The 20424-nt window shown below is 60.2% G+C and carries 22 protein-coding genes; 8 read left to right on the top strand and 14 right to left on the bottom strand.

Features of this window, described 5'->3' with window-relative positions:
• Positions 1-44 precede the first annotated feature (44 nt).
• From HBR94_RS17810 to HBR94_RS17785, 6 genes are all read left to right on the top strand, one after another.
• Positions 45-2486 carry a penicillin acylase family protein gene (locus tag HBR94_RS17810; protein ID WP_170045293.1) on the top strand — a complete coding sequence of 814 codons (2442 nt, stop codon included), beginning with the start codon at positions 45-47 and terminating at the stop codon, positions 2484-2486.
• A 216-nt stretch (positions 2487-2702) separates the two neighbouring features.
• Entirely contained in the window at positions 2703-3485 is a 783-nt protein-coding gene (locus HBR94_RS17805) for a transporter substrate-binding domain-containing protein (RefSeq protein ID WP_057439875.1), read from the top strand.
• 60 nt (positions 3486-3545) lie between these two features.
• Entirely contained in the window at positions 3546-4274 is a 729-nt protein-coding gene (locus HBR94_RS17800; RefSeq protein WP_170045292.1) for an ABC transporter permease, read from the top strand.
• Entirely contained in the window at positions 4271-4981 is a 711-nt protein-coding gene (locus tag HBR94_RS17795; protein WP_057958712.1) for an ABC transporter permease, read from the top strand. The genes HBR94_RS17800 and HBR94_RS17795 overlap by 4 nt, the downstream gene beginning before the upstream one ends.
• Positions 4982-4990: 9 nt before the next feature.
• A complete protein-coding gene (locus tag HBR94_RS17790; RefSeq protein WP_170045291.1) occupies positions 4991-6109 on the top strand; it encodes a succinylglutamate desuccinylase/aspartoacylase family protein in 1119 nt (372 codons plus the stop codon).
• A gap of 13 nt (positions 6110-6122) precedes the next feature.
• Positions 6123-6887 (top strand): ATP-binding cassette domain-containing protein, encoded by a 765-nt coding sequence (locus HBR94_RS17785; RefSeq protein ID WP_115127539.1) that lies wholly within the window; start codon positions 6123-6125, stop codon positions 6885-6887.
• A gap of 186 nt (positions 6888-7073) precedes the next feature.
• Here the strand turns inward: HBR94_RS17785 and HBR94_RS17780 are convergent, their stop codons facing one another.
• Complete coding sequence (locus HBR94_RS17780; RefSeq protein WP_029297182.1) at positions 7074-7271, bottom strand: hypothetical protein; 198 nt, start codon at positions 7269-7271, stop codon at positions 7074-7076.
• Between the two features lie 107 nt (positions 7272-7378).
• The gene (gene dcd / locus HBR94_RS17775) at positions 7379-7945 is read right to left on the bottom strand and encodes a dCTP deaminase (RefSeq protein WP_003219273.1); all 567 of its coding nucleotides are present in this window, start codon (positions 7943-7945) and stop codon (positions 7379-7381) included.
• Between the two features lie 392 nt (positions 7946-8337).
• Between dcd and HBR94_RS17770 the strand changes: the two genes are divergently transcribed.
• Positions 8338-8547: a cold-shock protein gene (locus HBR94_RS17770; protein ID WP_002554837.1), complete on the top strand. Its 210-nt coding sequence runs from the start codon at positions 8338-8340 to the stop codon at positions 8545-8547.
• Between the two features lie 176 nt (positions 8548-8723).
• Here HBR94_RS17770 and rpoS read toward each other — a convergent pair whose 3' ends face one another.
• The 8 genes from rpoS to HBR94_RS17730 form a co-directional block, all read right to left on the bottom strand.
• Entirely contained in the window at positions 8724-9728 is a 1005-nt protein-coding gene (rpoS, locus tag HBR94_RS17765; protein WP_057958709.1) for an RNA polymerase sigma factor RpoS, read from the bottom strand.
• A 105-nt stretch (positions 9729-9833) separates the two neighbouring features.
• Positions 9834-10667 carry a peptidoglycan DD-metalloendopeptidase family protein gene (locus HBR94_RS17760; RefSeq protein WP_115127538.1) on the bottom strand — a complete coding sequence of 278 codons (834 nt, stop codon included), beginning with the start codon at positions 10665-10667 and terminating at the stop codon, positions 9834-9836.
• A gap of 211 nt (positions 10668-10878) precedes the next feature.
• Positions 10879-11514, bottom strand: coding sequence for a protein-L-isoaspartate(D-aspartate) O-methyltransferase (locus HBR94_RS17755; protein WP_169865481.1), 636 nt, complete (start codon positions 11512-11514; stop codon positions 10879-10881).
• Positions 11515-11555: 41 nt separating this feature from the next.
• Entirely contained in the window at positions 11556-12305 is a 750-nt protein-coding gene (gene surE / locus HBR94_RS17750) for a 5'/3'-nucleotidase SurE (RefSeq protein ID WP_169960716.1), read from the bottom strand.
• On the bottom strand, positions 12293-13351 hold the full coding sequence (gene truD / locus HBR94_RS17745; protein ID WP_115127536.1) for a tRNA pseudouridine(13) synthase TruD: 1059 nt from the start codon (positions 13349-13351) through the stop codon (positions 12293-12295). The genes surE and truD overlap by 13 nt, the downstream gene beginning before the upstream one ends.
• Positions 13348-13821: a 2-C-methyl-D-erythritol 2,4-cyclodiphosphate synthase gene (ispF, locus tag HBR94_RS17740; RefSeq protein WP_029297241.1), complete on the bottom strand. Its 474-nt coding sequence runs from the start codon at positions 13819-13821 to the stop codon at positions 13348-13350. Before ispF ends, truD begins: the two co-directional genes overlap by 4 nt.
• A 54-nt stretch (positions 13822-13875) precedes the next feature.
• A complete protein-coding gene (gene fghA, locus HBR94_RS17735) occupies positions 13876-14721 on the bottom strand; it encodes an S-formylglutathione hydrolase (RefSeq protein WP_115127535.1) in 846 nt (281 codons plus the stop codon).
• Between the two features lie 8 nt (positions 14722-14729).
• On the bottom strand, positions 14730-15842 hold the full coding sequence (locus HBR94_RS17730) for an S-(hydroxymethyl)glutathione dehydrogenase/class III alcohol dehydrogenase (RefSeq protein ID WP_057439887.1): 1113 nt from the start codon (positions 15840-15842) through the stop codon (positions 14730-14732).
• Positions 15843-15951: 109 nt separating this feature from the next.
• Here HBR94_RS17730 and HBR94_RS17725 point away from each other — a divergent pair, with 109 nt between their 5' ends.
• Entirely contained in the window at positions 15952-16848 is an 897-nt protein-coding gene (locus HBR94_RS17725; RefSeq protein WP_038446476.1) for a LysR substrate-binding domain-containing protein, read from the top strand.
• Between the two features lie 127 nt (positions 16849-16975).
• Here the strand turns inward: HBR94_RS17725 and ispD are convergent, their stop codons facing one another.
• The 4 genes from ispD to kdsA all read right to left on the bottom strand — a co-directional run bounded on the left by ispD (position 16976) and on the right by kdsA (position 20421).
• Positions 16976-17683, bottom strand: coding sequence for a 2-C-methyl-D-erythritol 4-phosphate cytidylyltransferase (gene ispD, locus HBR94_RS17720; protein ID WP_057958703.1), 708 nt, complete (start codon positions 17681-17683; stop codon positions 16976-16978).
• On the bottom strand, positions 17680-17958 hold the full coding sequence (gene ftsB, locus HBR94_RS17715) for a cell division protein FtsB (protein WP_029297251.1): 279 nt from the start codon (positions 17956-17958) through the stop codon (positions 17680-17682). The genes ispD and ftsB overlap by 4 nt, the downstream gene beginning before the upstream one ends.
• A 171-nt stretch (positions 17959-18129) precedes the next feature.
• Positions 18130-19419 (bottom strand): phosphopyruvate hydratase, encoded by a 1290-nt coding sequence (gene eno / locus HBR94_RS17710; protein WP_029297253.1) that lies wholly within the window; start codon positions 19417-19419, stop codon positions 18130-18132.
• Between the two features lie 156 nt (positions 19420-19575).
• A complete protein-coding gene (gene kdsA / locus HBR94_RS17705; protein ID WP_057439889.1) occupies positions 19576-20421 on the bottom strand; it encodes a 3-deoxy-8-phosphooctulonate synthase in 846 nt (281 codons plus the stop codon).
• Between the last annotated feature and the right edge of the window lie 3 nt (positions 20422-20424).

The following is a 20424-nucleotide window of genomic DNA, read 5'->3' as shown; positions in this document are numbered from 1 at the left end:
AACGTAGCGCCTTTACTGACGCTACCCCCCGCAGGAGCTTTGCCATGGCCTCGCCAGCCCTCTCACGTTTTCTTCCCCGGTTCGGCGTTGCCGCGGCAGTGGCCAGTGCCTTGGGCCTGGCCGGTTGCCAGTCACTGAACAGCCAGGACACCCTGCCCCCCGTTTCCGGCGTGCAGCCGCTCAAGGGCCTGGCGCAGAATGTTTCCGTACGGCGTAACAGCCAGGGCATGCCGCTGATTGAAAGCAGTACCTTCCACGACGCGCTGTTCACCCTCGGTTATGTGCACGCCAGCGACCGGATCAACCAGATGGTTACCCTGCGCCTGTTGGCTCAGGGCCGACTGGCGGAGATGTCCGGTCCGGACGTGCTGGATGTCGACCGCTTCATGCGCGCCGTCAACCTGAAGAAAAGCGCCAGCGAGCTGTACAACGCCTCGTCGCCGCGCCTCAAGCGCTTCTTTGAAGTGTATGCCCGCGGGGTCAACGCCTACCTGTTCCGCTACCGCGACAAACTGCCGACCGACCTGGCCCAGACTGGCTACAAGCCCGAGTACTGGAAGCCGGAGGACTCGGCGCTGTTGTTTTGCCTGCTGAATTTCAGTGAGTCGGCCAACCTGCAGGAAGAGTTGTCCGCCCTGGTACTGGCGCAAAAAGTCGGCGCCGACAAACTCGCCTGGCTGACCCCAAGCTACCCGGACGAACCGCTGCCTGTGGCGGAGTCCGACAAGCTCAAGGGCGTCAATCTCGGGCAGATTCCCGGCCTTGCCACGCTCAACAGCATCAACGAACACCTGGGCAGCCTTAACACCCTTGGGGTTTCCACCTCCAGCAACTGGGCCATCGCCCCGCAACGCAGCCGCAGTGGTCGCAGCCTGTTGGCCAACGACCTATCGACGCCTATGCAGGCGCCGTCCCTGTGGAATTTCGTACAAATCCGCGCGCCGAAATACCAGGCGGTCGGGGTGTCGATTGCCGGGATTCCGACCTTGCTGTCCGGTTTCAACGGCAAGGTGGCCTGGAGCATGAGCCAGGTGTCCGGCGATACCCAGGACCTGTTCCTGGAGAAGGTCAAACGCCAGGGCAGCGCGCTGTACTACGAGCACAACGGCAAATGGCTGCCGACAATCGTGCGTAACGAAACCTTCTTCGCCAAGGGCCAGCGGCCGATTCGCGAGGCGGTGTACGAAACCCGCCACGGACCGTTGCTCAACAGCGCCCAGTCGCTGACCAGCGGTTACGGCCTGGCCCTGCAAACCGCCAGTTTCAAGGACGACAAGAGCCTGGATGCGTTTTTCGACCTGTCCCGGGCGCAGAATGTGGAAAAAGCCTCGGACGCCAGCCGCGAGATTCGGGCCATCGCCCTGAACATGGTATTTGCCGACGCCAGCAATATCGGCTGGCAGGTCACCGGGCGTTTCCCCAACCGCCGCGAAGGTGAAGGCCTGCTGCCCTCGCCGGGCTGGGACGGGCGCTTTGACTGGGATGGCTACGCCGATGCGATGCTGCACCCCTATGACCAGGACCCGCCACAGGGCTGGGTCGGCACGGCCAACCAGCGTACGGTGCCCCACGGCTACGGCATGCAACTGTCCAACTCCTGGGCCGCGCCGGAGCGCAGCGAACGCCTGGCGCAACTGGCCGGCAACGGCAAGCACGACAGCCGCAGCGTGATCGCCATGCAGTACGACCAGACCACGCTGTTCGCCGCCAAACTCAAAAGCATGTTCCAGGCGCCAGGCATGGCCCAGCCACTGAAGCAGGCGATTGATGCCCTGCCTGCCGCAGAGCGGGCCAAGGCCCAGCAGGCCCTGGGCCGCCTGATGGCGTTCGACGGGCGGCTGGCAGCCACCTCGGCAGACGCCGCGATCTACCAACTGTTCCTGCAGGAAAGCGCCAGGCAGATTTTCCTCGACGAGCTGGGCCCGGAATCCAGCGCCACCTGGAAAGCCTTTGTCAGCAACGCCAACCTGTCCTACGCGGCCCAGGCCGACCATCTGCTGGGGCGTGAAGACAGCCCGTTCTGGGACGACCTGCGCACCCCAGGCAAAGAAGACAAGCCGGCGATTCTCGCCCGCAGCCTGGCTGCTGCAATCACCGCCGGCGACAGCCAGTTGGGCGCAGATCACAAGGCCTGGCAATGGGGAAAACTGCACAGCTACACCTGGAAAAACACCGGCGGGCAGACGATTCGCGGCCCATTGGCAGCCGGCGGCGATCACAGTACGTTGAACGCAGCGCCCTACAGTTGGGGGCAGGATTTCGCCACCAGCCAAGTCCAGGCCCTGCGCATGATTGTCGATTTCGGCCAGGTGGAACCAATGATGGGTCAAGGCGGGATCGGCCAATCCGGCAACCCTGCCAGCCCGAACTATGCCAATGGCATTGATCCGTGGCTCAAGGCGCAATACCTGAGCTTCCCGATGCAGCCACAGAACTTTGAAAAGGTGTATGGCAAGACTCGTCTGACCCTGGTTCCGGGAAAGTAATCCCACGTAGGCGACCCACCCGCACTGCAATGGTGCTGAAGATTTCTAGCGCCCGATATCGGGCGCTTCCTACGTTACCCTTCGTGTAATCCCGCCAATTAAAAAGACTGTTCAGAACTATGGTGCAGAAATTGCTACTTGCGATTCGTCTGACACCGTTCAGTAACAGTCCTAATCGCGCCACAAGCGCTTATCTTGGTTCCCAGGGATTACCTAATGAAAAAAGCATTGCTGACCCTTTCTGCACTCGCACTGTGCATGGCCGCCGGTACCGCCTTGGCCAAGGAATACAAAGAATTGCGTTTTGGTGTGGACCCTTCCTACGCGCCCTTTGAATCCAAGGCCGCCGACGGCAGCCTGGTGGGCTTCGATATCGACCTGGGCAATGCCATTTGTGCGGAGCTGAAGGTCACGTGCAAGTGGGTGGAAAGTGACTTTGACGGCATGATCCCGGGCCTGAAAGCCAAGAAGTTCGACGGTGTGATTTCGTCCATGACCGTGACCCCGGCCCGCGAGAAGGTCATCGACTTCTCCAGCGAGCTGTTTTCCGGGCCGACCTCCTATGTATTCAAGAAAGGCTCGGGCCTGAGCGAAGACATGGCCTCTCTCAAGGGCAAGACCGTCGGCTATGAACAAGGCACCATTCAGGAAGCCTACGCCAAGGCTGTGCTGGACAAGGCCGGAGTGAAAACCCAGGCCTACCAGAACCAGGACCAGGTCTATGCCGACCTGACCTCGGGCCGCCTGGATGCGTCGATCCAGGACATGCTGCAGGCCGAACTGGGCTTTCTGAAATCGCCACAAGGGGCGGACTATGAAGTCAGCAAGCCCGTAGACAGCGAAATGCTGCCCTCCAAAACGGCTGTCGGCATCGCAAAAGGTAACAAAGAGCTCAAAGCCCTCCTGGATAAAGGTATCAAAGCGTTACACGATGATGGCACCTACGCCACCATCCAGAAAAAACACTTCGGCGATCTGAACCTGTACAGCGGCAAATAACGCTGCGGCGCCCGCCGCTCCAAGGGGTGGGCGCACTACCGATTGCCAAAGGCGTACCCCATGTTTGAAGACCTGTTGCAGACCCTCGGGCTTGGCGCGTTCAGCTTGAAAGGGTTTGGCCCGCTGTTGCTGCAAGGCACCTGGATGACCATCAAACTGTCGGTGCTGTCCCTGGCCGTCAGCGTGCTGCTGGGGCTGATCGCCGCCAGCGCCAAGTTGTCGAGCCTGGCGCTGTTGCGCATTCCCGCGCAGCTGTACACCACCTTGATTCGCGGCGTGCCGGACCTGGTGCTGATGCTGTTGATTTTCTACAGCCTGCAAACCTGGCTGACCAGCTTCACCGACTACATGGAATGGGAATACATCGAGATCAACCCGTTCGGCGCCGGGGTGATTACCCTGGGCTTTATCTACGGTGCGTATTTCACCGAGACTTTTCGCGGCGCGATCCTCGCCGTGCCCCGCGGCCAGCTCGAGGCCGCCACGGCCTATGGCCTCAAGCGCGGGCAGCGCTTTCGCTACGTGACCTTCCCGCAAATGATGCGCTTCGCCTTGCCGGGCATTGGCAATAACTGGATGGTGATGCTCAAGGCCACGGCACTGGTGTCGATCATCGGCCTGGCCGACGTGGTCAAGGCTGCCCAGGATGCCGGCAAAAGTACCTACCAACTGTTCTTTTTCCTGGTAGTGGCGGCCTTGATCTACCTGGCCATTACCAGCGCATCAAACTTCGTCCTGCGCAGGCTGGAAGCCCGTTACGCCGCCGGCTCACGGGAGGCAGTGCGATGATCGAACTGTTGCAGGAGTACTGGCGGCCTTTCCTCTACAGCGATGGCAACCATATGAGCGGCCTGGCCATGACGATGTGGCTGCTCACGGCCTCTATCTGCATGGGTTTCGTGGTGTCGATCCCGTTGTCCATTGCCCGCGTCTCGCCCAAGCGCTGGGTCCGTTGGCCGGTGCAGTTCTACACCTACCTGTTTCGCGGCACACCGCTCTATATCCAGCTGCTGATCTGCTACACCGGTATCTACAGCCTCGCTGCGGTTCGCGCACAACCATTGCTGGATGCGTTTTTTCGCGACGCGATGAACTGCACCCTTCTGGCCTTTGCCCTCAACACCTGCGCCTACACCACGGAAATCTTCGCCGGAGCCATCCGCAGCATGGCCCATGGTGAGGTCGAAGCGGCGAAAGCCTATGGCCTGAGCGGCTGGAAACTCTACGCCTACGTGATCATGCCGTCGGCCCTGCGCCGTTCATTGCCGTACTACAGCAATGAAGTGATCCTGATGCTGCACTCGACGACGGTAGCCTTTACCGCGACGATCCCGGACATCCTCAAAGTCGCCCGGGACGCCAACTCGGCCACCTTCCTGACTTTCCAATCGTTTGGTATCGCTGCGCTGATCTACCTGACCGTGACCTTTGCCCTGGTCGGTCTGTTTCGTCTGGCGGAGCGGCGCTGGCTGGCCTTTCTCGGGCCGAGCCATTAAGGAGCCCCTATGCGGCAACAGATTCATCCCCTCCTCGCCCCCGTGCCAGGCACGGCACGGCAGATTCACAGTTTTCACTTCGGGCCAGAGCAGGCCGAAGGCAAAATCTACATCCAATCCTCGCTGCACGCCGACGAACTGCCCGGCATGCTGGTGGCCTGGCACTTGAAGGTACGCCTGGCGGAACTGGCTGCAGCCGGCCGCCTGCGCAGCGAAATCGTGCTGGTGCCGGTGGCCAATCCAGTGGGCCTGGAGCAAGTGCTGATGGACATTCCCCTGGGCCGCTACGAGTTGGAGAGCGGGCAGAATTTCAATCGGCTGTTTGTCGACCTCAGTGACGAGGTCGGCAATCAGGTCGAGGGCCGGCTGGGGGATGATCCAAGGCGCAACGTCGCGCTGATCCGCGACAGCCTGCGCCAGGCCCTCGACCGCCATGTACCGGCCACGCAGCTGCAATCCCAGCGCCTGGTGCTGCAACGCCTGGCCTGTGATGCCGATATGGTGCTGGACCTGCATTGCGACTTCGAAGCCGTCGCCCACCTTTACACCACCCCCGAGGCCTGGCCGCAGGTCGAGCCGCTGGCCCGTTACATCGGCGCCGAAGCCTGCCTGCTGGCCACCGATTCCGGGGGGCAATCCTTCGATGAGTGTTTCACCCTGCTCTGGTGGCAATTGCAGCAACGTTTTGGCGAGCGCTTCGAGATTCCCCAGGGCAGTTTTTCCGTGACCCTGGAGTTGCGCGGCCAGGGCGATGTCAATCACGGCCTGGCCAGTCTCGATTGCCAGGCGATCATCGACTATCTGATCCGATTTGGCGCCATCAGCGGCGAACCTGCACTCCTTCCCGACTTGCCCTACCCCGCCACGCCGCTGGCTGCCGTCGAACCGGTGGCAACCCCGCTAGGTGGCTTGCTGGTGTTCCACGCGCTGCCAGGGGAATACCTGGAGGCCGGGCAGTTGGTCGCCGAGGTCATTGACCCCATTCACGACCGCGTCACCCCCGTTCACTGCCGCCATGCCGGCCTGATGTACGCCCGCTCGCTGCGGCGCATGGTCACGGCCGGCATGGTGATTGCCCATGTCGCCGGCCTTACGCCCTATCGCAGCGGCTATTTACTATCGCCTTGAGGATGCACGCCCCATGTACAAACTGACCGTTGAAGGCCTGCATAAAAGCTATGGCGACCATGAAGTGCTCAAAGGTGTTTCGCTAAAGGCCAAAAGCGGTGATGTGATCAGCCTGATCGGCGCCAGCGGCTCGGGGAAAAGTACCTTCCTGCGTTGCATCAACTTTCTTGAACAACCCAACGACGGCGCCATTAGCCTGGATGGCCAGCCGATCCGCATGGTCAGCGACCGCCACGGCATGCGCGTGGCCGACGAAGCCGAGCTACAGCGCCTGCGCACCCGCCTGGCGATGGTGTTCCAGCACTTCAACCTGTGGAGCCATATGAGCGTGCTGGAAAACATCAGCATGGCCCCCCGCCGGGTCCTGGGCTGCAGCAAAAAGGACGCCGAGGACCGTGCCCGGCGTTATCTGGACAAGGTAGGGCTGCCGGCACGGGTGGCCGAGCAGTATCCGGCGTTCCTCTCGGGGGGCCAGCAACAGCGAGTGGCGATCGCACGCGCCCTGGCGATGGAGCCGGAGGTGATGCTGTTCGACGAGCCGACATCGGCCCTCGACCCGGAACTGGTGGGCGAAGTGCTGAAGGTGATCCAGGGCCTGGCTGAAGAGGGGCGGACCATGATCATGGTGACCCACGAGATGAGTTTTGCACGCAAGGTTTCCAGCCAGGTGCTGTTTTTGCACCACGGACTGGTGGAGGAGGAAGGCACGCCGGAAGACGTGCTGGGCAACCCGAAAAGCGAGCGTTTGCGGCAGTTTCTAAGTGGCAATCTGAAGTAAGAGGCCAAGACAAGAGGCCTTACTGTGGCGAGCGGGCTTGCCCGCGTCGGGCTGCGTAGCAGCCCCTATAACGTTGCCGCCTGTCTTCAGATACACCGCGGCGCCAGGTTTCAGGGCTGCTGCGCAGCCCGACGCGGGCAAGCCCGCTCGCCACCACAAAAGCTACCAGCGGTTTGTGGAGGCCTGTCAGGCCACTGGCGCGGGTGGTGGCTCATCCGGCAGGGTCGGCACACCAGGCTCGGTGGGTTGTTCCGGGGTATCGGGGTCAGGCTGGCCAGGGATGCCGCCGGCGGCGGGGTCGGCCATCAGGGACCAGGCCAGAACACCAATCTGGTTGGGTTCAAGCCGGGCAAGTTCGGCGCTGATTCGCGGGTCGATCTTCATAGGGTACTCCTCAAGCGTGGCTCGGCGCGCTGTGCACGCGCCGAGGCAGTACTCCCAATAGAGTGCCTGCCCGCTGACAAATTCCCTTGCTCTGTAAGACGTTTCGATCAGGTGCGTGGCAGGGTGACGCCGCGCTGGCCCTGGTACTTGCCGCCACGGTCTTTATAGGACACTTCGCACTCTTCGTCGGATTCGAAGAACAGCATCTGTGCGACGCCTTCATTGGCGTAGATCTTGGCCGGCAAGGTGGTGGTGTTGGAGAACTCCAGGGTCACGTGGCCTTCCCATTCCGGCTCAAGCGGAGTCACGTTGACGATAATGCCGCAGCGCGCGTAGGTGCTCTTGCCCAGGCAGATGGTCAGCACATTGCGCGGAATACGGAAGAACTCGACAGTGCGCGCCAGGGCAAAGGAGTTTGGCGGGATGATGCACACGTCGCTCTTCACATCGACGAAACTCTTTTCATCGAAATTTTTCGGATCGACGGTGGCCGAGTTGATGTTGGTGAACACCTTGAACTCATCGGCGCAACGCACGTCGTAGCCGTAGCTGGAAACCCCGAACGAAATCAGGCGCTCGGCGCCCTCTCCGCGCATCTGGCGCTCGACGAAGGGTTCGATCATGCCGTGCTCTTGCGCCATGCGGCGAATCCACTTGTCCGATTTGATGCTCATGGCGGGTGTCCTGAATAGCGAGGTGGAAAATTCTGTTGGGCATCTTACCGGGGCTGGCCTCGCGGTTCAAAGGACGCAGGGGTTTTTCTTGATTAAGTTGCGCCCGATCACTGTCAGCCGTATGGGGCGGGCCCTACCCCTGAATTAAAGGGCCGCAGGCCTGTAAAAGGCACCGCCAGTCACGAAAATAGAGAAACCTTCGGAAATACCATTGGCACGTTCCGGAAAAAGGGTTAAGGTGGCGCCACTGTGCTGCTTGTGTCACTGAGAATCTCTACACGATATGTTGAATTTCGATCCAACCATCTCCAAGAATTTTTCCTGCTCTTTGCACTCAGTCTCGGCCAGGGCTTTTCCTGAGTCGCAGTTAACTTTGTCCAAGGAGATACACCATGTCTAATCGCCAAACTGGTACCGTTAAGTGGTTCAACGATGAAAAAGGCTTCGGCTTCATCACTCCACAATCCGGTGACGACCTGTTCGTTCACTTCAAAGCTATCCAATCCGACGGCTTCAAAAGCCTGAAAGAAGGCCAACAGGTTTCTTTCATCGCTACCCGCGGTCAGAAAGGCATGCAAGCTGAAGAAGTTCAAGTTATCTAACTTGTACTGACTTAGTCGAAAGAACCCCGCCCTTAAAAGCGGGGTTTTTTTATGCCTGGGATTTGATGCTGCCCTTGCGGCAAGGGTCGCCATCGTCGGCAAGCCGGGCTCCCACAACGCAAAACGCCCGGTGCACTCCCATGCACCGGGCGTTCTCATAGCTACCTTACAAGCCGTTACTGAAACAACGACTCACTCGACAAGCCATTCTTCTCCAAGATCTCCCGCAAGCGCTTGAGACCCTCAACCTGGATCTGCCGTACCCGCTCGCGGGTCAAGCCGATCTCCAGGCCAACATCCTCCAGGGTACTGCTCTCATGGCCACGCAGACCGAAGCGGCGAATCACCACCTCGCGCTGCTTGTCCGTCAGTTCTGAAAGCCATTGGTCGATGCTCTGCGACAAGTCATCGTCCTGCAACAGCTCACACGGATCCGTTGGTCGGTCATCCGTCAGGGTGTCCAGCAGGGTTTTATCCGAATCCGGACCCAGCGAGACATCGACCGAAGACACACGCTCATTAAGACCCAGCATGCGCTTGACCTCTCCCACCGGTTTTTCCAGCAGGTTGGCGATCTCTTCAGGCGATGGTTCATGATCCAGCTTTTGAGTGAGCTCACGTGCTGCCCGCAGGTACACGTTAAGCTCCTTGACGACATGAATCGGCAACCGGATGGTCCGGGTCTGATTCATGATTGCCCGTTCGATGGTCTGGCGAATCCACCACGTAGCGTAGGTCGAGAAGCGAAAACCCCGTTCGGGGTCAAACTTCTCCACTGCCCGGATCAGGCCGAGGTTGCCCTCTTCGATCAAGTCCAACAGGGACAGCCCACGATTGACATAGCGTCGGGCGATTTTCACCACCAGTCGCAGGTTACTTTCAATCATGCGCTTGCGCCCAGCAGGATCGCCCTTTTGCGACAGTCGCGCAAAATGGACTTCTTCTTCGGGAGTGAGCAAGGGGGAAAAGCCGATTTCATTGAGATACAACTGGGTCGCATCGAGCGCCCGGGTGTAATCAATGTACTTATGCTGTTTTAACGCTGTGGAGTTTTTGGACTTGGTACGAACTGAAGGTACAGCGGGTCCCTCATTCGACATCGAATCCGTACCGATGCCGGTCTCCATAAGGAGAACCTCATCGTCGATGTCAAACTCCGGCGCTTCTTTACTGAGAGCCATTGTTATAGTCCTTTGGTGAGTTCGACCTCAAGCTCAAGCGACGCCTTTATCCTTGGCAACGCTGGAGCCTGTTCCTTCTACGTGAGGGAACAGGCTGACAACACATCAACGCCGGGGTAGGAATTGCAGTGGATCTACAGGCTTACCTTGGCGGCGAATCTCAAAGTGCAGTTTCACCCGGTCTGTACCAGTCGACCCCATTTCGGCAATTGTCTGTCCGACTTTGACCTGCTGCCCCTCCCGAACCAACAACCTGCGGTTATGACCGTAGGCACTGACGTAGGTATCGCTGTGTTTGATGATGACCAATTCGCCGTAACCCCGTAGACCACTCCCGGCGTATACAACAGTCCCATCAGACGCAGCTAAAACAGGCTGTCCCAAATCCCCGGCGATATCAATGCCTTTATTCAAACTACCGTTTGAAGAGAATTTTCCAATAAGAATGCCATTCGAGGGCCATCCCCAACCCTTCGGCGCAGGCCCCGCAGGTGGCAACGGCGCGGCTGCCGGCTTGCTCGCAGCCGCCGGCGCAGCGGTGCCTGCAGGCCGGGTGAAGACCGTCGTCTTGCTGGAAGAAGAAGCCGAGGAACCGGATTTTGTCACAACTGCCGTGGGTGCCGAACCCGTGCGCCCATCGAAGCGTATCGTTTGCCCCGGATGAATCGTATAGGGCACTGGGATGTTGTTCCGCGCGGCCAGCGCCTTGTAATCCCAACCATAACGGAAGGCGATCGAGAACATGGTATCGCCCTTGCGCACCACGTACTGCCCGGTGGTCACCGTAGGCCGCTGCGGTGCCGCGCTATTGCGGTCGACGACCCGCGCCCCGCCGCCTGTGTTGGAACAGGCAGCCAACAAGGAACTCAAGACAAGGCCAATCACCAGTCGCTGAAAGCTCGTTTTACTCATACGCTGCGCAATGACTGTGAGACTCACCCGCCGCTCCCTTTGTGGTGGCTGAAACATGAACGCCTGTATCAGGCTTGAAATATGTAGCAAGTATAACTGGCTGCCGGACGTTAACCGGCAACAAGGTAGAAACGAAAAATTCATCTCGTTGAGTAACTACCCAACTTGATGTTGACTCAATGAACCCCGCTGTAAGACACATACCCGACAATAGAATTCAGTACGCCGTCATAAATGATCAGGCCAGCGGCCCATTAAGTAACGGCACAAAACGCACTGCCCCCAGGACATGCCGCGAAAAACCCTCTTCTTCACGCACAATCAACATCAGTTGCTGTACTTCGCCCGACCCGACCGGAATCACCAGGCGCCCGCCCGGGGCCAACTGGTCGAGAAGCGCCTGAGGCACATCCGTGGCCACGGCCGTCACGATGATGCCGTTATAGGGCGCCAATGCCGGCCAGCCCTCCCAGCCGTCCCCCCAGCGAAACACCACATTGCGCAGGTTCAATTCCACCAGGCGCTCCTTGGCCCGGTCCTGCAGGACCTTGATCCGCTCGACGGAAAACACCCGCTCCACCAGCTGCGAGAGCACGGCGGTCTGGTAGCCGGAGCCGGTGCCGATTTCCAGCACTTTGTCCAGCGGACCCGCCGCCAGCAGCAGCTCGCTCATGCGCGCCACCATGTAGGGCTGGGAGATGGTCTGGTTATGGCCAATGGGCAGCGCGGTGTCTTCATAGGCGCGATGGGCCAGGGCCTCATCGACAAACAGATGACGCGGGGTACGACGGATGACTTCCAACACCTGGGCGTTGGACAGCCCCTCTTCGTAGAGCCGCTGGATCAATCGCTCACGGGTGCGCTGGGAGGTCATGCCGATGCCACGGCGCAACAGGTCGTCCTGTTCACGAGCCATCAGCGCAGCCCCTCCAGCCAGGGATCGAGACCACCGAAGGCATCATTGAAGGTGCGATCAAGTTGTAACGGGGTAATCGAAACATAACCTTGCATCACCGCATGAAAGTCCGTGCCCGGCCCGCCATCCTCGGCGTCGCCCGCTGCAGCAATCCAGTAGCCTTCCCTGCCACGGGGATCGACCACTTTCAGCGGTGCCGCGGCGCGGGCACGATGGCCCAGGCGGGTCAACTGGATACCGCGAATATGGTCCAGGGGCAGATTGGGGATATTGACGTTGAGCACTGTACGTGGCGGCAGCACCAGAGTGTCGTGGGCCTCCACCAGTTTGCGCGCGAAGTACGCGGCGGTCGCCAGGTTATCCACCTGCCGCGACGCCAACGAAAAGGCAAATGCCGTGCGCCCCAGGAAACGCCCTTCAAGGGCCGCCGCCACGGTGCCGGAGTACAACACGTCATCGCCCAGGTTGGCGCCCAGGTTGATCCCGGAAACCACTAAATCCGGCTCATCGGCCAGCAAACTGTTGATCGCCAGGTGCACGCAATCGGTCGGCGTGCCATTTACGCTGATAAAGCCGTTGGCCAACGTTTGCGGGTGCAAAGGACGGTCGAGCGTCAGCGAACTGCTGGCGCCGCTTTTGTCCTGGTCCGGGGCAACCACCACGCATTCGGCGTAATCGGCCAGCGCAGCATGAAGCGCGGCAAGGCCGGGTGCGGTGACCCCGTCGTCGTTAGATATCAGAATACGCATGGGCTGTCCGTCTGCCCCACCGGCACCAGATCAACAAGCTCGCGCACCAAAACAGTGGCGAAGCATCCGGCCGGCAGGACGAATTCCAATTGCAGAATGTCAGTCTCGGGATAATGCCACGTCAACCCGCCAATGGGCAGTCGCAGAATGCGTCGCTCCTGACTCATGCCGGCTTTGGCCAGCCAATCGCACAGGTCTGCTTCGCTCGCTGCGACGGTTTGCTCCAGCGCATGGGTGGCGCCGCTGGCGGGCGATTCGCCTTCTCCCCACTGCGGGCCGGTGGGATGCAGGTCGAGGATGGCCAGGCGCGGGTCGCTGCACTCCGCCTCCCCGGCCGGGAAAAAGCTGCGGCTGTCGGTGAACGCCAGCAAGTCACCGACCTGGGCGCGCTGCCATGAACCATCGGCGACCCGCGCCGCCAGCACTTTATTGAACACAAAGCTGCGCGCGGTCGACAGCAGGCGCGAACGCACATTGCGCTGCTCCGGCAAGGCCTTGCGGGCCGCCCAGTCGCGGGCATCGACGACGTTGCCGCCGTTATGGCCAAACCGCTGGGCGCCGAAATAGTTGGGGATACCGTGCTGGGCGATCAGTTGCAGGCGCGCATCGATCGCGGCGTGGTCACCGACCAGTTGGGTCAGGCGCAGGGTAAAACCGTTGGCCGCATGGGCGCCACGCTGCAACTTGCGCTTGTGGCGGGCGGTCTTGAGGATCTTCAGGGTGTCGTTTTCCGCCGCGCTCAGGTCTGGATCGGCCTTGCCGGGCAGTTGCACGCTGAACCACTGGCGGGTCAGCGCCTGGCGATCCTTGAGGCCGGCATAGCTGACCGTGCGCAAGGGCACGCCGGCAGCCTTGGCAATGCGCCGCGCGGCCTCTTCGGTGTTCAGGCCACGCTTTTCCACCCACAGCCACAGGTGCTCGCCTTCGCCGGTCAGCGGGATATCCAGCACCTCGTCCACCTGGAAGTCCTCAGCCGTCGCCTTGAGTACCGCGCTGCCCAGTGCTTCACCATAGGCCCGTGGCCCCAACAGTTGCAGGTCGTTCATGCGCGCAGCAACAAGGCGACGGAGTGCACGGCGATGCCCTCTTCTCGACCGGTAAACCCGAGTTTTTCGGTGGTGGTGGCTTTCACGTTGACTTGATCCAGTTCTATTTGCAGATCGGCGGCAATCACTGCGCGCATCGACTCGATATGCGGGGCCATTTTGGGCGCCTGGGCGACGATGGTGTTATCGACATTGCCGACCTTCCAGCCCTTGGCATGGATCAGGCCGACCACATGCCGCAGCAGCACGCGACTGTCCGCGCCCTTGAAGGTGGGATCGGTGTCCGGAAAGTGTTTACCGATATCCCCCAACGCCGCCGCGCCGAGCAAGGCATCGCTCAAGGCATGCAGCACAACGTCGCCGTCGGAATGAGCCAGCAACCCATGGTGGTGCGCAATGCGCACGCCGCCCAGGGTGATGAAGTCGCCTTCGGCGAAACGGTGCACATCATAGCCGTGGCCAATACGCATAAAAAAACGCCCCGAGTTAATTCAGGGCGTGATTCTACCTACTTTTGCCGGACATTAACCGAGCAAAGCACGTCCATGATGACGCAAGTGGTCCTCGATGAAGCTGGCGATAAAGAAGTAGCTGTGGTCATAACCCGGCTGCAGGCGCAGCTCCAGTGGATGGCCGGCGGCCTTGGCGGCTTGTTGCAAGGCCTCGGGCTTGAGCTGGGTGGCGAGGAAGTCGTCGCGATCGCCCTGGTCCACCAGCAACGGCAGTTTTTCCGAGGCTTCGCTGATCAGCACGCAGGCATCCCATTCGCGCCACTTCGAACGCTCTTCCCCCAAGTAGCGGGAAAAAGCCTTCTGCCCCCAAGGGCAATCCATCGGATTGTTGATCGGCGAGAACGCCGACACCGACTGGTAGCGCCCAGGATTGCGCAAAGCACACACCAGCGCACCGTGGCCGCCCATGGAGTGCCCGCTGATGCCACGCTTGTCGGAAGCCGGGAAATGCGCTTCAACCAACGCCGGCAATTCCTGCACTACATAGTCATGCATCCGATAGTGCTTGCTCCACGGCTCTTGCGTGGCATTCAAGTAAAACCCGGCACCCAGGCCAAAGTCCCAGGCATTGTCAGGGTCGCCCGGTACACCCGGCCCACGGGGGCTGGTGTCCGGCGCGACGATGATCATTCCCAGTTCGGCCGCCATACGTTGCGCGCCGGCCTTTTGCATGAAGTTCTCATCGGTGCAGGTCAGCCCCGACAGCCAGTACAGCACCGGCAACTTGCCGCCCTGCTCCGCCTGGGGTGGCAGGTAGACGGCGAAGGTCATGTCGCAGTCCAGCACATCGGAATGATGTTTGTAACGCTTATGCCAGCCGCCGAAGCTCTTCTGGCATGACAGGTTTTGCAGACTCATGGCCGACCTCAGAAATGGATGACGGTACGAATGCTCTTGCCTTCATGCATCAGGTCGAACGCCTTATTGATATCTTCCAGGCCCATGGTGTGGGTGATGAAGGTATCCAACGGGATTTCACCGCTCTGGGCCATTTCCACGTAGCTTGGCAACTCGCTGCGGCCACGCACGCCACCGAAAGCCGAACCGCGCCAGACGCGACCGGTCACCAGCTGGAAGGGACGGGTGGAAATTTCCTGGCCGGCCCCGGCGACACCGATGATCACCGACTCGCCCCAACCTTTGTGGCAGCACTCCAGGGCCGCGCGCATCAGTTGGACATTGCCGATGCACTCGAAGGAAAAGTCCACGCCGCCGTCGGTCAAATCGACGATAACGTCCTGGATCGGCCGGTCGTAGTCTTTCGGGTTGATGCAGTCGGTGGCGCCCAGCTGCTTGGCGATTTCAAACTTGGCCGGGTTGATGTCGATGGCGATGATACGGCCGGCCTTGGCCTTCACTGCACCGATCACAGCCGACAAGCCAATCCCGCCGAGGCCGAAGATGGCCACGGTATCGCCGGGCTTGACCTTGGCGGTGTTGATCACCGCACCGATACCGGTGGTGACGCCGCAGCCCAGCAGGCAGACTTTTTCCAGCGGAGCTTCTTTAGGAATCTTGGCCACGGAGATTTCCGGCAACACGGTGTATTCGGAAAAGGTCGAAGTACCCATGTAGTGGAAAATCGGCTGGCCCTTGTAGGAGAAGCGCGTAGTGCCGTCCGGCATCAGGCCTTTGCCCTGGGTTGCGCGGATGGCCTGGCACAGGTTGGTCTTGCCCGACAGGCAGAACTTGCACTTGCCGCATTCCGGGGTGTACAGCGGGATCACGTGGTCACCCACGGCTACCGAGGTCACACCCTCGCCAATCGCTTCGACTACCGCACCGCCTTCATGGCCGAGGATCGACGGGAAAATACCCTCCGGATCGGCGCCCGACAGGGTGTAGGCATCGGTATGACAAACCCCGGAGGCAACCACGCGCAGCAGGACTTCACCAGCCTTGGGCATGGCGACATCCACTTCCACGATCTCCAGTGGTTTCTTGGCTTCAAAGGCGACAGCGGCGCGTGACTTGATCATCCGGGTTTCTCCTGGGTCTTAAAAAGTAAGACGGGCAGTGTAAAACATGGCTCATTGATTAATAATCCAGGCAAAAGCAAAACATTATTGCTGTACTGGGATAATCACCATGCTTGAAAACCGCTGGGAAGGCATTGATGAGTTCGTCGCCGTGGCCGAGTGCAGCCAATTTACCGCTGCCGCCGAACGCCTGGGCGTGTCCTCGTCCCATATCAGCCGCCAGGTGGCACGCCTGGAAGAACGCCTGCAAACCCGCCTGCTCTATCGCAGCACCCGGCGCGTCACGCTGACCGAGGCCGGGCAGACCTTTCTGCAACATTGCCAACGCCTGCAAGACGGACGCGAAGAAGCCTTGCGCGCAGTGGGCGACCTGACCAGTGAACCCAAGGGTATGTTGCGCATGACCTGCGCCGTGGCTTATGGCGAACGTTTTATCGTGCCGTTGGTAACACGCTTCATGGGGCTTTATCCGCAATTGCGGGTGGATATTGAACTGAGCAACCGCCCCCTCGACCTGGTGCATGAAGGCCTGGACCTGGCGATTCGCCTGGGCCGCCTGCAGGATTCACGAATGGTCGCCAGCCGCCTGGCGCCGAGACGCATGTATCTCTGCGCCTCGCCGTCCTACCTGGAGCGGTACGGGCGCCCCCATAGCTTGTCGGAACTGAGCCGGCATAACTGCCTGATCGGCAGTTCGGATATTTGGCAACTGGCGCAGGACGGACGCGAATTTTCCCAGCGCGTGCAGGGAAACTGGCGCTGCAACAGTGGGCAAGCGGTGCTGGATGCGGCGTTGCAAGGGGTGGGGTTGTGCCAGTTGCCGGACTATTACGTGCTGGAGCACTTGCACAGCGGCGCGCTGGTTTCACTGCTTGAAGCCCATCAACCGCCGAATACGGCAGTGTGGGCGCTGTATCCGCAACAGCGGCATTTATCGCCAAAGGTGCGCAAGTTGGTGGAGTTCTTGAAGGAGGGGTTGGCTGGGCGGCCGGAGTATGGCGGGTGATCTGGGGTGTCAGGCCTGGCCTCATCGCAGGCAAGCCAGCTCCTACACCTGACCGCATTTCTACATGAATACGCGGTCAGGTGTGGGAGCTGGCTTGCCTGCGATGAAGTCACCTCGGTCCAGCAGCCTACCGGCGATTAGCCCACCGCAACCTAAGCCACTCCAGATCCTCCGGCCGCGTCACCTTGATATTGTCCGCACGCCCTTCCACCAAACGTGGCGCCTGGCCAGACCACTCCATGGCCGAGGCTTCATCGGTGATGAGCGCATCAGCCACCAGGCTATCGGCCAACGCGCGGTGCAAGGCGCCGAGGCGGAACATTTGCGGGGTGTAGGCTTGCCAGATCAGGCTACGGTCAATGGTTTCCACCACCCGCCCCCGCTTGTCGACACGCTTGAGGGTGTCGCGGGCCGGTACGGCGAGCAAGCCACCCACCGGGTCGTCCGCCAACTGCGCCAATAACGTGTCGAGGTCTTCGCGGCTCAGGTTCGGCCGCGCAGCATCGTGCACCAGCACCCAGTCGTCATCGCCGGCGCCCAGGGCATTGAGTTGCAACAGTGCATTGAGCACCGAGCCTGAGCGCTCTGCCCCGCCGTCCGCACGTTGGATACGCGGGTCGGCAGCACACGCCAGGTTGGGCCAGTAAGGATCATCGACCGCCAGACTGACCACCAGCCCCTTGAGGCTCGGATGGTCGAGAAAACAGCCAAGGCTGTGTTCGAGAATAGTGCGCCCGCCCAACTGCAAATACTGCTTGGGACGGTCCGCGGCCATACGGGCACCGACGCCCGCGGCAGGAATCACGGCCCAGAAGGCCGGCAAACAGGCGCTCATTGGGCCAACTGGTAGAGGGTTTCGCCCTCCTTGACCATGCCCAATTCATGACGAGCCCGCTCTTCAACGGTCTCCATGCCTTTTTTCAACTCAAGCACTTCGGCATCGAGCACACGGTTGCGCTCCAGCAACACCTCGTTCTCGGCGTGCTGCGCGGCAATTTGCTGGGTCAGGTCGGTCACCTGCGCCAGACTGCCATTGCCCACCCAAAGGCGGTACTGCAGGCCAGCCAGCAGCAAGAGCAGGACGAGGAACAACCAATTGGGACTGCGCATCGAATATCGGGTATCCAGTGAAAAAAGACAGCCATGCAAAACTTTTGAAGCAACTGATAGCACGAAGCCTGGAAGACCCAGGCTTGTGCTTGATAGGCATCAGATTAGTGCGCAAATTCACTCTACAGCGAGTTTTCCGACACAATCCTTTGTCTTTTTACCATCAACTACTCAGCCGCGAAACTCGCCACGACCGTTGTATTTGGCTTTTCCGCCCAGTTGCTCTTCGATACGCAGCAATTGGTTGTACTTGGAAACGCGGTCGGAACGGCACAGGGAACCGGTTTTGATCTGGCCCGCCGAGGTGCCCACAGCCAGGTCGGCAATGGTCGAATCTTCGGTTTCGCCGGAGCGGTGGGAGATCACGGCGGTGTAGCCCGCAGCCTTGGCCATCTGGATGGCTTCCAGGGTTTCGGTCAGGGTGCCGATCTGGTTGAACTTGATCAGGATCGAGTTGGCGATCTTCTTGTCGATGCCTTCTTTCAGGATCTTGGTGTTGGTCACGAACAGGTCGTCACCGACCAGTTGGATCTTCTCGCCGATCTTGTCGGTAAGAATTTTCCAACCGTCCCAGTCAGACTCGTCCAGGCCGTCTTCGATCGAGATGATCGGGTAGCGCTGGGTCAGGCCCTTCAGGTATTCCGCGAAACCTTCGGAGTTGAACACCTGGCCTTCGCCGGACAGGTTGTACTTGCCATCTTCGTAGAACTCGCTGGCCGCGCAGTCCAGGGCCAGGGTCACGTCGGTGCCCAGCTTGTAGCCAGCGTTGGCCACGGCTTCGGAGATCACTTTCAGTGCATCTTCGTTGGACGCCAGGTTCGGTGCAAAACCACCTTCGTCACCCACTGCTGTGCTCAGGCCACGGGCCTTCAGTACCGCTTTGAGGTGATGGAAAATCTCGGTACCCATGCGCAGGCCTTCGGAGAAGGTCTTGGCGCCCACTGGCTGCACCATGAATTCCTGGATATCGACGTTGTTGTCTGCGTGCTCGCCACCGTTGATGATGTTCATCATTGGGACTGGCATCGAGTACACGCCCGGAGTACCGTTCAGATTGGCAATGTGCGCGTACAGCGGCAGGTCCTGGTCCTGGGCGGCAGCCTTGGCAGCTGCCAGGGATACAGCGAGGATCGCATTGGCGCCGAGGCTGCCTTTGTTTTCAGTGCCGTCGAGCTTGATCATCGCGTGATCGAGGGCTTTCTGGTCCAGCGGGTCCTTGCCCAGCAACAGGTCGCGGATCGGACCGTTGATGTTGGCTACTGCCTTGAGGACACCCTTGCCCAGGTAACGGCTCTTGTCGCCATCACGCAGTTCCAGCGCTTCGCGCGAACCGGTGGAAGCACCGGACGGCGCGCAGGCGCTGCCGATGATGCCGTTATCGAGAAGCACGTCGGCTTCGACGGTGGGGTTGCCACGGGAGTCGAGAACTTCACGACCTTTGATGTCGACGATTTTTGCCATTGTTGTAAACACTCCAAAGTTGACGAAAACGACGCAGCTGAAGGAAATCTTTTGACCGACCGCAAGGGTGGAACAACGGGGCAGGCTTGCAGACGACAAGACTCAGGCCAGGGGGCCTGAGCATAAAGCGCGGAAAGTTTACCGGAGAAACGCGGGTTACGCGGTCTCTACCGTCGGAAAACTCTTGACCAGTTCGTCCAATTGCTTGAGTTGGGCCAGGAATGGCTCCAGCTTGTCCAGGCGCAGAGCGCAAGGACCGTCGCACTTGGCATTGTCCGGATCCGGGTGGGCTTCCAGGAACAGGCCAGCCAGGGACTGGCTGATACCGGCCTTGGCCAGATCCAGTACCTGGGCACGTCGGCCACCGGCGGAATCGGCGCGACCACCAGGCATTTGCAGCGCATGGGTCACGTCGAAGAACACCGGGTATTCGAACTGTTTCATGATGCCGAAACCGAGCATGTCCACCACGAGGTTGTTGTAGCCGAAGCTCGAACCACGCTCGCAGAGGATCAACTGGTCATTACCCGCTTCCACGCACTTGTTCAGGATGTGTTTCATCTCCTGGGGCGCGAGGAACTGGGCTTTCTTGATATTGATCACAGCGCCGGTCTTGGCCATCGCGACGACCAGGTCGGTCTGGCGCGACAGGAAGGCCGGCAACTGGATGATGTCGCATACCTCGGCGACCACACCAGCCTGTTCAGGCTCGTGGACGTCGGTGATGATCGGCACGCCGAAGGCTTGCTTGATGTCCTGGAAGATCCGCATGCCTTCTTCAAGGCCCGGGCCGCGATAGGAGGTCACGGACGAACGGTTAGCCTTGTCGAAGCTGGCCTTGAATACATAAGGGATACCCAATTTCTCGGTAACCTTTACGTACTCTTCACAGACCTGCATCGCCATGTCGCGGCTTTCCAGCACGTTCATGCCGCCAAACAGCACCATGGGCTTGTCGTTGGCAATTTCGATGTCGCCTACGCGAATGATCTTCTGGGCCATCAG

Source organism: Pseudomonas sp. WS 5412, assembly GCF_012985615.1.
Taxonomy (GTDB): domain Bacteria; phylum Pseudomonadota; class Gammaproteobacteria; order Pseudomonadales; family Pseudomonadaceae; genus Aquipseudomonas; species Aquipseudomonas shahriarae.
Note: the sequence above shows the minus strand (reverse complement) of the source record. Positions and strands in the feature narration are given on the sequence as shown.

Coding starts and splice junctions, on each gene's coding strand:
- HBR94_RS17810 (WP_170045293.1), top strand. CDS start 45: ATGGCCTCGCCAGCCCTCTCACGTTTTCTTCCCCGGTTCGGCGTTGCC.
- HBR94_RS17805 (WP_057439875.1), top strand. CDS start 2,703: ATGAAAAAAGCATTGCTGACCCTTTCTGCACTCGCACTGTGCATGGCC.
- HBR94_RS17800 (WP_170045292.1), top strand. CDS start 3,546: ATGTTTGAAGACCTGTTGCAGACCCTCGGGCTTGGCGCGTTCAGCTTG.
- HBR94_RS17795 (WP_057958712.1), top strand. CDS start 4,271: ATGATCGAACTGTTGCAGGAGTACTGGCGGCCTTTCCTCTACAGCGAT.
- HBR94_RS17790 (WP_170045291.1), top strand. CDS start 4,991: ATGCGGCAACAGATTCATCCCCTCCTCGCCCCCGTGCCAGGCACGGCA.
- HBR94_RS17785 (WP_115127539.1), top strand. CDS start 6,123: ATGTACAAACTGACCGTTGAAGGCCTGCATAAAAGCTATGGCGACCAT.
- HBR94_RS17780 (WP_029297182.1), bottom strand. CDS start 7,271: ATGAAGATCGACCCGCGAATCAGCGCCGAACTTGCCCGGCTTGAACCC.
- dcd (WP_003219273.1), bottom strand. CDS start 7,945: ATGAGCATCAAATCGGACAAGTGGATTCGCCGCATGGCGCAAGAGCAC.
- HBR94_RS17770 (WP_002554837.1), top strand. CDS start 8,338: ATGTCTAATCGCCAAACTGGTACCGTTAAGTGGTTCAACGATGAAAAA.
- rpoS (WP_057958709.1), bottom strand. CDS start 9,728: ATGGCTCTCAGTAAAGAAGCGCCGGAGTTTGACATCGACGATGAGGTT.
- HBR94_RS17755 (WP_169865481.1), bottom strand. CDS start 11,514: ATGACCTCCCAGCGCACCCGTGAGCGATTGATCCAGCGGCTCTACGAA.
- surE (WP_169960716.1), bottom strand. CDS start 12,305: ATGCGTATTCTGATATCTAACGACGACGGGGTCACCGCACCCGGCCTT.
- truD (WP_115127536.1), bottom strand. CDS start 13,351: ATGAACGACCTGCAACTGTTGGGGCCACGGGCCTATGGTGAAGCACTG.
- ispF (WP_029297241.1), bottom strand. CDS start 13,821: ATGCGTATTGGCCACGGCTATGATGTGCACCGTTTCGCCGAAGGCGAC.
- fghA (WP_115127535.1), bottom strand. CDS start 14,721: ATGAGTCTGCAAAACCTGTCATGCCAGAAGAGCTTCGGCGGCTGGCAT.
- HBR94_RS17730 (WP_057439887.1), bottom strand. CDS start 15,842: ATGATCAAGTCACGCGCCGCTGTCGCCTTTGAAGCCAAGAAACCACTG.
- HBR94_RS17725 (WP_038446476.1), top strand. CDS start 15,952: ATGCTTGAAAACCGCTGGGAAGGCATTGATGAGTTCGTCGCCGTGGCC.
- ispD (WP_057958703.1), bottom strand. CDS start 17,683: ATGAGCGCCTGTTTGCCGGCCTTCTGGGCCGTGATTCCTGCCGCGGGC.
- ftsB (WP_029297251.1), bottom strand. CDS start 17,958: ATGCGCAGTCCCAATTGGTTGTTCCTCGTCCTGCTCTTGCTGCTGGCT.
- eno (WP_029297253.1), bottom strand. CDS start 19,419: ATGGCAAAAATCGTCGACATCAAAGGTCGTGAAGTTCTCGACTCCCGT.
- kdsA (WP_057439889.1), bottom strand. CDS start 20,421: ATGGCCCAGAAGATCATTCGCGTAGGCGACATCGAAATTGCCAACGAC.